14 protein-coding genes and 1 tRNA gene are annotated in these 14,281 nt (G+C 36.1%); 7 read left to right on the top strand and 8 right to left on the bottom strand.

What is annotated here, in order from left to right:
• Window positions 1-360 precede the first annotated feature (360 nt).
• A tRNA-Ala gene (locus IEV63_RS00535) sits at window positions 361-437 on the top strand.
• Between the two features lie 67 nt (window positions 438-504).
• On the opposite strand, the gene IEV63_RS00530 is transcribed toward IEV63_RS00535, so the two are convergent.
• The 6 genes from IEV63_RS00530 to panC form a co-directional block, all read right to left on the bottom strand.
• Window positions 505-858: an SDR family NAD(P)-dependent oxidoreductase gene (locus IEV63_RS00530; RefSeq protein ID WP_188404804.1), complete on the bottom strand. Its 354-nt coding sequence runs from the start codon at window positions 856-858 to the stop codon at window positions 505-507.
• A gap of 281 nt (window positions 859-1,139) precedes the next feature.
• Entirely contained in the window at window positions 1,140-2,495 is a 1,356-nt protein-coding gene (gene radA / locus IEV63_RS00525; RefSeq protein ID WP_188404803.1) for a DNA repair protein RadA, read from the bottom strand.
• A gap of 3 nt (window positions 2,496-2,498) precedes the next feature.
• A complete protein-coding gene (locus IEV63_RS00520) occupies window positions 2,499-3,647 on the bottom strand; it encodes an alpha/beta hydrolase (protein WP_188404802.1) in 1,149 nt (382 codons plus the stop codon).
• Window positions 3,648-3,680: 33 nt separating this feature from the next.
• Window positions 3,681-4,658 (bottom strand): lysylphosphatidylglycerol synthase transmembrane domain-containing protein, encoded by a 978-nt coding sequence (locus IEV63_RS00515; protein ID WP_188404801.1) that lies wholly within the window; start codon window positions 4,656-4,658, stop codon window positions 3,681-3,683.
• A gap of 1 nt (window position 4,659) precedes the next feature.
• On the bottom strand, window positions 4,660-5,010 hold the full coding sequence (gene panD / locus IEV63_RS00510; protein WP_188404800.1) for an aspartate 1-decarboxylase: 351 nt from the start codon (window positions 5,008-5,010) through the stop codon (window positions 4,660-4,662).
• 6 nt (window positions 5,011-5,016) lie between these two features.
• A complete protein-coding gene (gene panC, locus IEV63_RS00505; protein ID WP_188404799.1) occupies window positions 5,017-5,865 on the bottom strand; it encodes a pantoate--beta-alanine ligase in 849 nt (282 codons plus the stop codon).
• Window positions 5,866-5,974: 109 nt separating this feature from the next.
• Here panC and IEV63_RS00500 point away from each other — a divergent pair, with 109 nt between their 5' ends.
• The 5 genes from IEV63_RS00500 (at window position 5,975) to IEV63_RS00480 (ending at window position 12,155) form a co-directional block, all read left to right on the top strand.
• Window positions 5,975-6,796 (top strand): glycogen/starch synthase, encoded by an 822-nt coding sequence (locus IEV63_RS00500; protein ID WP_188404798.1) that lies wholly within the window; start codon window positions 5,975-5,977, stop codon window positions 6,794-6,796.
• Window positions 6,780-8,372 carry a BamH family beta-barrel-assembly machinery protein gene (gene bamH, locus IEV63_RS00495; RefSeq protein ID WP_188404797.1) on the top strand — a complete coding sequence of 531 codons (1,593 nt, stop codon included), beginning with the start codon at window positions 6,780-6,782 and terminating at the stop codon, window positions 8,370-8,372. The genes IEV63_RS00500 and bamH overlap by 17 nt, the downstream gene beginning before the upstream one ends.
• A 12-nt stretch (window positions 8,373-8,384) precedes the next feature.
• Window positions 8,385-10,232: a glutamine--fructose-6-phosphate transaminase (isomerizing) gene (glmS, locus tag IEV63_RS00490; protein ID WP_188404796.1), complete on the top strand. Its 1,848-nt coding sequence runs from the start codon at window positions 8,385-8,387 to the stop codon at window positions 10,230-10,232.
• 123 nt (window positions 10,233-10,355) lie between these two features.
• Window positions 10,356-11,864 carry a F0F1 ATP synthase subunit beta gene (gene atpD, locus IEV63_RS00485; protein WP_188404795.1) on the top strand — a complete coding sequence of 503 codons (1,509 nt, stop codon included), beginning with the start codon at window positions 10,356-10,358 and terminating at the stop codon, window positions 11,862-11,864.
• Between the two features lie 15 nt (window positions 11,865-11,879).
• Window positions 11,880-12,155, top strand: coding sequence for a F0F1 ATP synthase subunit delta/epsilon (locus tag IEV63_RS00480; protein ID WP_188404794.1), 276 nt, complete (start codon window positions 11,880-11,882; stop codon window positions 12,153-12,155).
• Window positions 12,156-12,241: 86 nt separating this feature from the next.
• Here the strand turns inward: IEV63_RS00480 and IEV63_RS00475 are convergent, their stop codons facing one another.
• Both IEV63_RS00475 and IEV63_RS00470 read right to left on the bottom strand, forming a co-directional pair.
• Window positions 12,242-12,451 carry a hypothetical protein gene (locus IEV63_RS00475; RefSeq protein ID WP_188404793.1) on the bottom strand — a complete coding sequence of 70 codons (210 nt, stop codon included), beginning with the start codon at window positions 12,449-12,451 and terminating at the stop codon, window positions 12,242-12,244.
• Between the two features lies 1 nt (window position 12,452).
• On the bottom strand, window positions 12,453-13,025 hold the full coding sequence (locus IEV63_RS00470; protein WP_188404792.1) for a MarC family protein: 573 nt from the start codon (window positions 13,023-13,025) through the stop codon (window positions 12,453-12,455).
• Between the two features lie 141 nt (window positions 13,026-13,166).
• Here IEV63_RS00470 and IEV63_RS00465 point away from each other — a divergent pair, with 141 nt between their 5' ends.
• Window positions 13,167-14,231 carry an isoaspartyl peptidase/L-asparaginase family protein gene (locus IEV63_RS00465; protein ID WP_188404791.1) on the top strand — a complete coding sequence of 355 codons (1,065 nt, stop codon included), beginning with the start codon at window positions 13,167-13,169 and terminating at the stop codon, window positions 14,229-14,231.
• Window positions 14,232-14,281 lie beyond the last annotated feature (50 nt).

Genomic DNA, 14,281 nt, shown 5'->3' with positions numbered 1-14,281 from the left:
GCAATATGAAAATGTGAAAATTGCGGATTTATAAATACAACCATTATGTAGACTGTAAAATTGGAATGTAATTTAAATTTGATTCATCTTTCATCGAATAGTTTCAACCTAATCAAATTTCTTGAAGCTTTTACTTTCTTCATTTTTAAAATACACTTATATTTGTTTTGCTTAAAGAAATAATTAGAAAGTTCTTAACTTTTATTAAAAGAGATAATTAGCTAAGTTGGTTTCGTAAAAACCAAAGAATTTTTTTCAAATTCTTTTTGTTTTTCCGAGAATTCTCGTCAAGGGGCAGCTTGACGGAACTAGAGCACAAAAGCAGGAATGAATATAAAAGTTCTTAACTTCAATTGTAATGGGGAATTAGCTCAGTTGGCTAGAGCACTACGCTGGCAGCGTAGGGGTCATCGGTTCGAATCCGATATTCTCCACCAAAAAAGCCGTTTCAATGTTGAAACGGCTTTTTTTATGCTCGTTTTTTAATTAAAAAACTAAATTTTACTATTCATCCAAAGCAAAAAAAGTTTTCCTGTTAGGGCCATCGTTTTCCACGAGTGCGGGTTGTAGTGCGCCGGGCATTACCCCTTCTACGGGATGCTCAGCATATTCTCCACCCAAATCAGTTTGCAACCAACCTGGGTCGAGTGCGTTAATGCGCACATTCGTATCATCGAATTTTACAGCCAAATCTTCTGTTAATTTAGCCAATGCCGCTTTAGAAGTACTATAAGGCGAAAGTTCGGGTTGGTCTTGTATACCCGAAACCAAATTCACCACGCGTCCAAATCCGTTGGCTAGCATTTTCGGAATAAAAGCAGTACAAAGTTCGTACACGGCAAACACATTTACCCGCATGAACAAGCTTCCTTTTCGGTTGTATTTTTTATTGAAGGCTTTTAGATTTTTGTTTCTTCATTTTAAATTGCATCCCTTCTTCAATTTGTTGTTCATCTTTTATTCGAATTAACAAATGAAAATAATTGGTTATCAGGCAATAACAAAATGTCTCAACAAACGAGCTAATGTAATATTCGTATTTTTTCAGAAAATAGCGGTAGTTTTCATCAGTTATGACCAACTATCCTACAATTTCCTCCCTAGAGGGAGGATTAAGGTGGGTGTGTATTTATAATAATCTAAAACAAAAAATCCACTACATCTTCAATTTTAGCAACACGCACCAATTGTATTTGGTAGTTGCTTTTTGGTAATTTGCTTTCTTTTGCAATAACAATGCTTTCAAAACCGAGTTTTTCAGCTTCTAAAATGCGTTGTTCCACACGACTTACAGGCCTAATTTCGCCGGCAAGGCCAATTTCGCCTGCAAAGCAACTTTTCCTTGAAATAGAAACATCTTCGTTAGAAGATAAAATGGCAGCAACTACGGCTAAATCTAAAGCGGGGTCGTCTATGCTAATTCCGCCAGTAATATTTAAAAACACATCTTTCGCGCCTAAGCGAAAGCCTGCTCGTTTTTCTAAAACCGCCAATAGCATATTGAGTCGTTTGGCATTGTAGCCTGTTGTAGAGCGTTGTGGTGTGCCGTATACAGCAGAGCTAACCAAAGCTTGTATTTCGACCATGAGTGGGCGCATGCCTTCTAAAGTAGCGGCAATAGCGGTGCCGCTGAGGTCTTCGTTGCCACGAGAAACCAATAATTCGGACGGATTGCTAACTTGGCGTAAACCTTGGTGATACATTTCGTAAATTCCTAATTCGTGGGTAGAGCCAAAACGGTTTTTGTGTGCACGTAAAATTCGATATACATGGTTACGGTCGCCTTCAAACTGCAACACACAATCTACCATGTGTTCCAACACCTTGGGTCCAGCTATGCTGCCTTCTTTGGTGATGTGGCCGATTAATAAAACAGGCGTGTTGGTTTCTTTAGCAAATTTAATGAGCTCAGATGTGCATTCGCGAATTTGTGATACGCTTCCAGGTGAACTTTCTACATAATCGGTATGCAAAGTTTGAATGGAATCGATAATTAAAATATCAGGTTCAATGGCTTCAACTTGCTTAAAAATATGTTGAGTTTTGGTTTCGGAAAGGATGTAGCAATTTTCGCTTTGACTAGTAATGCGTTCGCCGCGCATTTTTATTTGTTGTTGGCTTTCTTCGCCAGATACATACAAGGTTTTATAGGGCAATTGCAAACTTACCTGAAGCAACAAAGTGCTTTTGCCAATTCCAGGTTCGCCACCTAATAAAATTAAGGAGCCCGGTACAATTCCGCCACCTAAAACACGATTAAGCTCTTGGTCTTGGGTAACTAAACGTTGCTCGCGGGCAACTTCAATATCGTTTATTTTTTGGGGTTGGGTAACTTTTTTGGGTACGCTAGTTGTTTTCCAAGAAGATTTTTCTTCTTTGGTAATTACTTCTTCTACTAAGGTATTCCATTCTTTACATGCATTGCATTGCCCTTGCCATTTGGCGTATTGCGCACCACAACTTTGGCAAAAGAAAGCTACTTTGTTTTTAGCCATAATTTAGTATCCAAAAACTTCTTTAATTTCTTCTGCGCGAATTAGCATTAAATCTTGTGTTAGCTGTCCAACAGCTTGGTAACCATAAGCTTCTTGATAATACTTAAGCGCTTTTTTAGGTTCTCCAATTTCTTGATAATGCCGAGCTAAAAAATAACTACTGAGCAGCGTTTTGGGTTGATGCTTCTTTGCCAATTTGGACAATTCTTTGTACTCCTCCCAATTTTTCTTTTCTTCGATTGCTCGCGATGCAAACATAAGATCGTTTACCCGCATAGCTATTTTTAAATTAAAAAAAGTGGCGATATCGTAATACTTGTCTTCCAAATATACAACGGGCGATTCTGCATGGTATAAGTTTTGGTCGTATTCTTGGGGAGTAATGGGTTTAAAAACAGCAAAAATTTCTTCTAAAGCGCTGCCAATACCCTGACTTACTGATGTAAAATGTGTGGCATCTTTATATTTATGGGTATAGAAGTTTAAATTAGAATTTTCAATTAATTCAGCTTCAATGGCTAGGTCTTTCATGGCTCTTAATTGCTCTTGGGGTTCGTTCTCGCTAAAAGCATAATAGTACCATGTTCTCGAATTAGTTTTGGATAGTCCGCTTACCACTCTTTTTTTCATTTTTTTTGTAAAAAACGGACTAAAATTGATGTAAGCACGAAAAAGCGGATCTTTTCTAAACAGAAAAAAATTGCTAAAATTAGCGCTTTCTCCATGTCCAGCAATTACGCGAAGCGGAGTAGTGCGGTAGTTGTTTTCGATATAGGTAATCAGTTCTAATTCAATAAAATCGAAAAAAGCTTCACCCGGACCTGAAGGTAAATAGTCTTGGTCGTCGATTAAAAAATCATCTTTACGACTTTCATTTTGTATTATTCCTACTACAATAGCTTCAGGAACTTCTTCCCAATAGCTCAAGTAATCTACCATTCCACCGATGGGTTCGAATAAATAATCGGCATCTAATACTAAAATAATAGGGTATTCCTTATCTGGATTGGTTTTGTAAGAACGTGGAAGTTGTAGTTTAATTTTCCTATTTTGCTCTAAAAATTCAGATTCAATATCTTGATAAATGTGTTGGGCTTTAAGTGGATTGCTTATAAAGATAAAGCCAATAAGCAGGAAGTATATTTTTTTCATTGATGATAGTTTTGAGTAATTTAGGCAACTAATTTACTTAAAAATTTGGTTCTTGTTGTAAATTGGAAGTAAGATTGCAGAAATGATTCCTAAGATAAGTGTTAGTGCGGTTTGGCTAGACCATAAAATCCATCCAAATGCTTCGCCAGATACTTTAGAAATACCGTACATATACAAAACAGCTCCTACAGCTATAGGAAAAATACCTACGCCACCGCTGGTTAAAGACATAGAAAACGTACCAACTATAAAAGCAACTAAAAGTGGCCCAAAACCCAAGTCTTGCATTTCGGGAACGCTATACTTAATTACAAAAAAGATAGCGATGTATAAACCCCAAATAGCTAAGGTGTATAAGCCAAAAGCGAATTTATTTTTCATATGTATAATGCTTTGCATGCCTTGCCAAAGCCCTTCAAAAAAACTTCTAATTTTTAAAATGAAAGCATGTTGAGATGAGCTTAAGATTTTCAGAAAAATAAAAAATAAAAACACGAGACTCAACATAATGAATAGGCTTAATAAGGGATTAATTTGAAAGATTTCAAACAAAGCCAATAACTCTTGCGATTGATTAATAAGGGCAATTCCGATGATTAAGATAAGCACGATTAAATCTACAATACGTTCGCTTACAATCGTGCCAAAAGATTTTTCGAAGTTAATGTTTTCGTAAGAAGCTAAGCTTGCTCCGCGTAATATTTCGCCAGAGCGCGGTACGCCCAAATTGCTTAAATAACCAAACATAATGGCAAAAAAACTATTTAGGGTTTTGGGTTTACAGCCTAAGGGTTGCAAAGCATACTTCCAACGTAAAGCTCTAGCCCAATGCGATAAAATTCCTAAAACTACAGAAACACTAACCCAAAAAGGGTTGGCGTTGGTAATGGTGTGCCAGATTTGATAGCGTTCTTCTTCGGTAGAAGAAAAAATAGAAAAGCCAACAAAAAAAGCGCCTAAAATAATGGGCAAACTTATTTTGGCTATCTTTTTCAGCTTTAGTTTAGGCATCTTATGTAAGTAGGTTGTTTTCTTCGTTGGGAAATACCAAAGCAGGCTTAAATTGCTTAGCTTCTTCTAGCTCTAACATGGCATAAGTCATTAAAATAAGCACATCGCCAGCGGCAACTTTTCGTGCTGCTGCTCCGTTTAAGGTAATTTCTCCGCTTTTTCTTGGCCCAGGTATGGCATAAGTTTCTAGCCGTTCTCCGTTGGTGTTGTTTACCACCTGAACTTTTTCACCTTCAATAATATTAGCTGCATCCATTAAATCTTCGTCAATGGTAATGCTTCCAATATAATTTAAGTCGGCACCGGTAACTTTTACCCGATGTATTTTCGATTTAACTACGTGTACGTACATTATAATTTAATAATTAAGTGCTAGGTTATCAATTAAGCGAACTTGGTTTACAAAAGCGGCGATAAAGGCTCGGTATTTCGTATTTGGCTTTTTGCTAATACATGGTACTAAATCTTTAACGTCGGCAATTTCAAAATATTCTAATTCAAAATTAGGCTGTGCTTTAAAAAGCAACTCAACTTGTTTTTTTAGGTCGGCAATGCTGTTTTTTTTAAAATTAGTGCTTACCATTTGTAGCGCTTCATAAATTATTTTTGCTTCTTCTTTTTGGGTCGCGCTTAGGCGTTCGTTTCTCGAACTTTTTGCTAAACCACTGGCTTCCCGTTGAGTTTTACAGCCTACAATTTGCACAGGTTGTTGCGTAATTTCAACAAGTTTCTGAATTACGCGTAGTTGCTGAAAATCCTTTTCGCCAAAAAAAGCATAGTCGGGTTTTACGATGTTAAATAAACGTTTAACAATGGTGCCTACACCATTAAAATGCCCAGTTCTAAATTCGCCTTCCATAAATTTTGTAATGCTGCCAAAATCAAAATTTTCAGCTTCAACATGCGCTCCGTATATGTCGTTAACATCTGGAGCAAACACAAGTGTATCTGGATATGCTGCTTGTATTTTTAAAACATCATGCTCTAAATGCCTTGGATATTTTTCTAAATCGGAAAAATTATTAAATTGAGTCGGATTTACAAAAATGCTTACCACAGCAAGGTCGCATACTTGCAAAGCTTCGCCTATTAATGCTAAATGCCCAGAGTGCAATGCACCCATAGTGGGTACCAAGCCAATTTTGTACTGCTTTTGTTTTGCTTTTTCAAGCTCAGTTTGTAGCCTATGGCTTTGATTGATTAACACCTATGTTTTTTAGAAATTGGTTGCAAAACTAATATTTTACCTTTAATCCGCATAAAATTTCGTAAATTTGCACGTTTTTATTATTAATGTTAATCTAATCATATTTCTTATGAATGATAAGCGCATACTTTACGTATCTTCTGAGGTAATTCCTTATTTGCCTGAAAATGAAATGTCCACCATGTCTTTTGAAGCTCCAAAGATGGTAAACTCATTAGGCGGACAAACGCGTATTTTTATGCCTAGATTTGGAAATATTAACGAAAGAAGGCATCAATTACATGAAGTAATCCGTTTATCGGGAATGAATTTGGTTATTAACGATTTAGATATGCCGCTAATTATAAAAGTGGCTTCCATTCCTAAAGAACGTATGCAGGTGTACTTTATTGATAATGAAGATTATTTTAAACGAAAGGCGACTTACAGCGACGAAGATGGAGTTTTGTTTGAAGATAACGATGAGCGTGCAATATTTTTTGCTAAAGGCGTTATTGAAACAGTTAAAAAATTAAACTGGAGCCCAGATATTATCCACGTAAATGGCTGGTTATCTGCTTTAGTGCCGTTGTACTTGAAAAATTATTACGGAAATGAACCTTTATTTAAAGAAGCAAAAATAGTTACTTCAATATACAATCAAAGATTCGATGGAACGTTAGACCAAGACATGATTAAAAAAGTTCTGTTTGATGGAATTGAAGATGAAGCAGTAGATGAGTTAAAAAATCCTACTTTCGAAGCTTTAATGAAAACTGCTATCCGAAATTCTGATGCGGTTATACTGGGCGAAGAAGAACTTTCAGAAGAGCTTGTAAAGTGTGCTGAAGATTTAAATTTACCTACATTAGCTTACGTTTCTAAAGAAGAATTTTCAAACGCCTATCAAAACTTTTACCTAACTAAAGTTTTAAATGAAGAAGAAGCTTAACCCTATGCAGCGAAATCCTTTTATTAAATTTGTACTCCTAATTGTTATATCTGCAAGCTTATGGTCCTGCGATGAAGATTTCATGGAAACTGGCAATAATTTAATCAATACCATTGAGTTGCCGCCACTTTATGAAACCGACAATATTATTGCTTATTCCAAACGCATAAACCAAGTTGAAACTAGTAATTTTACCATGCATAGTTTGGCAGATTTTACAGACCCAGTGTATGGCGATTTTAAATCTAGTGTGCTTGCTCAATTACAATTAAGCCAAACCAATAACGATTTTGGAACCGATCCGCAGCTGGATAGCGTAACTTTAACTTTACCCTTTTTTAGTAGACTGGTAGAAGAAAATGTTTATGAACTCGATTCAGTTTACGGGAGTGGAGAATTTGTGCTAAAAGTTTACCGCTCAAACCAGTTTTTAAGAAACTTAAATCCCGGCCCAGATGGAGATTTTACCGAAATGCAAAGCTATTACTCAGATCAATTGCCTGAGTTTTTACCCAATATAGAATCTACACCCATTGCAGAAAGTGAGCCCATCGATTTAGCCGATTATACCACGCCATTATCTTTAGTGCAACGCAGTGGAACAGAATCTGTCGACACGCTTTCTTTATCGCCTCGTATTCGCTTAAACCTGCCAGTAGATTTATTTAATGAAGTAATTTTAGATAAAATTGGAAGTCCAGAATTGGCTAGTAACGCCAACTTTGTTAACTTTTTTAGAGGCCTTTATATAGAAGTAGAACGAATTGGTCAAGATGGAGCGTCCATGCATTTCGATTTAAATAATGACGATGCAGGTGTTACCCTACATTACCAAACCCAACGCCAAGGTTTTGTAACTAATGAAGAAGAAGAGCCAGAATTTGAAACCAATTGGAATCGTTTTAACTTAAATTTTGAAGGCATTAATGTAAACCTTTTTGACGATAGCTTTACAGTAGACGCTAGTAATCCAAACCTTGAAGAAGGCGACGAAAATCTTTATTTAAAAGGAGGAGCCGGATATTATAGTGTAATGGAATTGTTTACAGGACCTGATTCTGATGCCGATGGAGTTTCAGACGAGTTACAAGACTTAAGAGACCGAAATGTATTGGTAAACGATGCCCAAATCGATTTATACTTAAACGAAGAAGCAACCGATTCGATTAATCGAGTTAACCGAATTATAGTTTTTAATATAGATAATAACGAAGTTTTAATCGATTACATTCGAGACCGAACTGCAGGAACTTTACCTGCTTCATCTAGAGTAAGCCATTTAGGTCCATTGATGAATGTAGATAGTTTGGGCTTACGCTACCGACTACGAATTACAGATTACATAAACCAAGTTATTACACAAGATTCAACCAATGCCAAACTAGGCCTTATGGTTACGGATAATGTAAATGCTACAGGAAGTGTTGAAGCACAAACAACCGATAACCAAATAGAGTCTATTTTTAGGCAAACAGCCCAATTTACAAAAGGTACTGTTTTACACGGAAGTAACACATCTGAAGAAGACGAAGAAAAACGAATCAAACTAAAAATACAGCTTACCGAAATTAACTAAAACTAATATATTATGTGTGGAATTGTTGGATATATAGGGAGGCGAGACGCTTATCCTATTATTGTAAATGGTTTGCAGCGCCTAGAATATCGTGGTTACGATAGTGCTGGCATTGCTTTATTCAATAATGATGAAATCAAATTATGCAAAACCAAAGGAAAAGTTGCCGAACTTGACCTTAAATGCAAATCTGAAATTAATACCGAAGCACATATAGGCATCGGCCATACTCGATGGGCAACGCATGGCGAACCCAACGATATTAACTCTCATCCACATGTTTCTAATTCGGGCGATTTAGTAATTATTCACAATGGAATTATTGAAAACTACGAATCGCTTAAAAAGGAATTGATCAACCGAGGCTACAGCTTTTCATCAGACACCGATACCGAAGTTTTAATTAACTTAATAGAAGATGTGCAAAAAAATGAAGGAGTAAAGCTAGGAAAAGCTGTGCAAGTTGCATTAAACCAAGCTATAGGTGCCTATGCTATTACGGTTTTTGATAAAAAGAAACCCAACGAATTGGTGGTTGCGCGTTTAGGAAGCCCATTAGCTATTGGTGTGGGAGAAGACGAATACTTTATTGCATCGGATGCTTCGCCATTTATCGAATTTACTAAAAATGCTATTTATCTAGAAGATGGAGAAATGGCCGTTGTTCGATTAGGGAGAGACGTACGTGTTCGTGAAATTAAAAACGATAACTTGGTAGACGCATATGTGCAAAAACTACAAATGAATCTTGACCAAATTGAAAAAGGTGGTTACGAGCACTTTATGTTGAAAGAAATTTATGAACAACCTTCAGCCATCGAAGATACCTATCGTGGTAGAATGCTGGTTAACGAAGGAATTATTAAAATGTCTGGTATAGACGATCATTTAAATCGTTTTTTAAATGCCAACCGAATTATAATTGTTGCCTGCGGAACTTCGTGGCATGCAGGATTAGTAGCCGAATATATATTTGAAGATTTGGCTAGAATTCCAGTAGAAGTTGAATATGCATCCGAATTTAGATACCGAAATCCGGTTATTGGTAAGGGCGATGTGTTAATTGCTATTTCGCAGAGTGGAGAAACTGCCGATACAATGGCAGCCATTAAACTTGCCAAAGAAAACGGAGCTTTTGTTTTTGGTGTTTGTAATGTAGTGGGTTCTTCTATTTCTAGAGTAACCGATGCCGGTGCTTATACACACGCTGGCCCAGAAATTGGGGTAGCATCTACTAAAGCATTTACAACTCAAATTACTATCCTTACACTTATTGCGCTTAAATTAGGCAAAGAAAAAGGAAGTATAAATAATTCAGATTTCCATATGTATTTGCGAGAAATGGATCTTATTCCTTCTAAAATAGAAAAAGCGCTTCAATCGAATGAGCATATTTTAGAAGTGGCAAACCATTATAAAAACTCACGCAATTGTTTGTATTTGGGAAGAGGTTATAACTTTCCTGTTGCCTTAGAAGGCGCGCTAAAATTAAAAGAAATTTCTTACATTCATGCAGAAGGTTACCCTGCGGCAGAAATGAAACACGGCCCCATCGCCTTAATCGACGAAGAAATGCCAGTTGTAGTTATTGCAACTAAAAAAGGACATTATGAAAAAGTGGTAAGTAATGTACAAGAAATTAAGTCTAGAAAAGGAAAAATTATTGCTATTGTAACCGAAGGAGACGAGCAAGTAAGCCAAATTGCAGACCATACCATTACTATTCCCGACACTTTTGAAGCACTAACACCTTTGTTAACTACCATTCCTTTACAGTTATTGTCTTATCACATTGCTGTAATGTTAGGTAAAAACGTAGATCAACCAAGAAATTTAGCTAAGTCGGTTACTGTGGAATAACACATTTTTTGTGAGAAAATTCCTAATAAAATAAAAACGAAAAAGTGAGTTTATAGTTTTTTTAAAAGATATATATTTGCAACTCGAAATTCTGATTAAAATTTTCAATAAAATTAATTGATAATGTCTCAAATAAAAGGTAAAATCGCTCAAATTATCGGTCCTGTAATCGATGTTGAATTTGACAATGTAAAAGACTTACCACAAATCTACGATTCGTTAGAAGTAATTCGTCCAGACGGTGTAAAAGTAGTTTTAGAAGTTCAATCTCACGTTGGAGAAAACACAGTAAAAACTATTGCTATGGATTCTGCAGATGGCTTGAGTCGTGGTGTAGAAGTTGTAGCTACTGGTAACCCCATTCAAATGCCAATTGGCAAGGATATTTATGGTCGTTTATTTAATGTAACTGGAAATGCCATCGATGGATTAGGAGATTTGCCTAAAACTGGCGAAAGCGGAATGTCTATTCACAGAGAAGCCCCAAATTTTGAAGACTTATCGGTTTCTACTGAGGTTTTATTTACCGGAATTAAAGTTATCGATTTAATTGAACCTTACGCAAAAGGAGGTAAAATTGGATTGTTCGGTGGTGCCGGAGTTGGTAAAACCGTATTAATACAAGAATTAATTAACAACATTGCTAAGGGACACGGTGGTTTATCTGTGTTTGCTGGCGTTGGTGAACGTACAAGAGAAGGAAACGACTTACTCCGAGAAATGCTAGAATCTGGTATTATAAAATACGGAGACGACTTCATGCATTCTATGGAAGAAGGCGGCTGGGACTTGAAGAAAGTTGATAAGAACATGATGAAAGAATCGAAAGCTACTTTCGTGTTTGGACAAATGAATGAGCCACCTGGTGCACGTGCAAGAGTTGCCCTTTCTGGTTTAACAATTGCCGAATACTTCCGTGATGGAGCTGGAGAAGCAGAAGGAAAAGATGTACTTTTCTTTGTCGATAATATTTTCCGTTTTACCCAAGCAGGTTCAGAAGTTTCTGCATTGCTAGGTCGTATGCCATCTGCCGTTGGTTATCAGCCTACATTAGCTACCGAAATGGGTGCCATGCAAGAAAGAATTACTTCAACCAAAAAAGGATCGATTACATCGGTACAAGCTGTTTATGTACCAGCAGATGATTTAACAGACCCGGCACCTGCAACCACTTTCTCTCACTTAGATGCAACTACCGTACTTTCAAGAAAAATTGCCGAATTAGGTATTTATCCAGCGGTTGACCCATTGGATTCTACTTCGCGTATTCTTACAGCTGAAATCTTAGGAGAAGATCATTACAATTGTGCACAACGCGTAAAAGAGTTATTGCAACGTTATAAAGAATTACAAGATATTATCGCTATTTTAGGAATGGAAGAGTTGTCTGAAGAAGATAAACTTGCCGTGTCTAGAGCTAGACGTGTACAACGTTTCTTGTCGCAGCCTTTTCATGTAGCTGAACAATTTACAGGTTTAAAAGGTGTTTTAGTAGATATTAAAGAAACCATTAAAGGCTTTAATATGATTATGGATGGTGAATTAGACCACCTACCTGAAGCAGCTTTTAACTTAAAAGGTAGTATAGAAGAAGCGATTGAAGCTGGTGAAAAAATGCTTGCTGAAAACTAATTTTATAATCGAACTATGCATTTAGAAATAGTAAGTCCAGAACAAGTTTTATTTAGTGGCGAAGTTAATGAAGTTAGCGTCCCAGGCGTTAATGGAGAATTTCAGATGCTTAATAATCACGCTCCTGTTGTTTCTGTTTTGAAAAAAGGTGGAATTAAACTAGCGGGTAATGTTGAACTTTCAGACCATGTAAAAGACTTATTTAAAGATGAAGGTGGAAAGAAAATCTTTCCTATCGATGGCGGTGTTGTCGAGCTTAATCAAAATAAAGTAATTGTACTTGTCGATTAATTTACACAGTTATATATTTAAAAAAAGCCTAAGTGAATTTACTTAGGCTTTTTTTATGCTTTGCAATACTCAATTTAATGCGATTTTTATTCAGCATGGATTTGGTCGTACTTTTCCTTAACTTTCTTAGAAGCCAATAAAATAACAAGTACAATTAGCACAATAAATGAAGCCATAAACCCAATACTTCCAAACTGACTTTCTGCTCCAAATACTTCCTTAAAATCGATTAAACTTGCCGATAATACCATCATGCCAACTGCAAAAAGCATCAAGAAATAAATAAAATACTTCATATTAAAATAAATTTTGAATATTAGCTGTGAACAATTTTACAGCAATGGCTAACAAAATTACACCAAATATTTTACGTATTACAGCGATTCCTTGATTTCCTAATACACGTTCAATTAATTTTGTCGACTTTAATACGGCATATACAATAATGCTATTAATAACTACCGCTGCAATAATGTTTTGCGTTTCAAATTCAGATTTCATCGATAATAGTGTGGTCATGGTTCCTGCTCCAGCAATTAAAGGAAAAGCAATAGGGACGATGGCGGCTGTTTCTGGAGCATCGTCTTTATAAAGTTGAATACCTAAAATCATTTCAATGGCTAAAAAAAACAAGATAAAAGCCCCAGCAACTGCAAACGAGTTTACATCGATACCAATTAAATTTAAAATACTCTCGCCAATAAATAAAAAAGCAATCATTAAAGCACAGGCAACAATGGTGGCTTTTTCACTTTGTACGTGACCTACTTTTTTACGTAAATCTACTATAATGGGCACGCTACCCACTATATCTATTACAGCAAATAAAATCATACCAGCTGTAAAAATCTCTTTCAAATTAAATTCCATTTCTTTTTGCTAAAATTGCGCGCAAAAGTACTTTTATAAATAAATTAAAAATCTACTTGTTATGTTAATAAATTGAAACTTTTTAAGGAAGAGTCTTTTATTAGCTAATTGATTTGGCTTATCTTTAAAAAAATATTCTTTATGAAGTCAGTATATCTTTTCTTAACATTCGGTTTTTTATTCTTTAGTTGTGTTGAGCAGCAAAAAGATGTACAAAACCAAATTATTAATCAGCAAGAAACCGTAGACGAATTAAAACAACAGCCTGCCAAATTTGGAATTGCATTACATGGTGGTGCAGGTGTAATTCGCAAGGTAAACATGAGCGATTCACTACAAAAAATGTACGAACTTAAACTTGAAGAAGCGATTCGTGTTGGTCATGAAATTTTGGCAAGTGGCGGTAAAGCAGAAGAAGCTGTAATGCATACGATTAATATTTTAGAAGACTCCCCTTTGTTTAATTCTGGAAAAGGAGCTGTTTTTAATGCCGACGGAATAAATGAATTAGATGCTTCCATTATGCATGGAGGTAGTTTAAATGCGGGGGCAGTTGCTAGTGTAACTAGGGTAAAAAACCCCATAAACCTTGCGTTTAAAGTTATGGAAAATTCTGAACATGTGCTATTGAGTGGAGAAGGAGCAGAAGTTTTTGCAAAAATGCAGGGAATAGAATTAGTAGAAAACGAATATTTCCATACCGATGGTAAAAAAGCATCTTTGCAACGTAGCAAAGAAAGTGAGCAAACGGCTTTTTATTTTAAAGATGAACTCCTTCAAAATAATAAATACGGTACTGTAGGCTGCGTCGCTTTAGACCAAGAAGGCAATTTGGTGGCTGGCACATCTACAGGAGGAATGACGAATAAAAAATATGGACGCATTGGCGACTCACCGATTATCGGCGCTGGTACTTATGCCAATAACCTTACTTGTGCAATTTCAGCGACAGGACATGGTGAGTTTTTTATACGAAACGTGGTTGCTTACGATATTTCTGCTTTAATGCAATACCAAAACTTAAGTTTGGAACAAGCTTCTAAAATTGTAATTCAAGAAAAACTTAGCAACTTAGGTGGTAGAGGTGGTATTGTTGGTATAGACCATTTAGGGAATGTTGTAATGGAATTTAATACACCTGGGATGTACAGAGCCCAAATGAATGCGGATGGTGAATTGAAAATAGGGATGTTTCAGCAAAATTAGTAGCACATTTTGTATGACTCATCTTTAAATTCCGAAAATTTAAGGAATTG

This window comes from Psychroflexus salis (assembly GCF_014640175.1).
GTDB classification, from domain to species: Bacteria; Bacteroidota; Bacteroidia; order Flavobacteriales; family Flavobacteriaceae; genus Psychroflexus; species Psychroflexus salis.
Note: the sequence above shows the minus strand (reverse complement) of the source record. Positions and strands in the feature narration are given on the sequence as shown.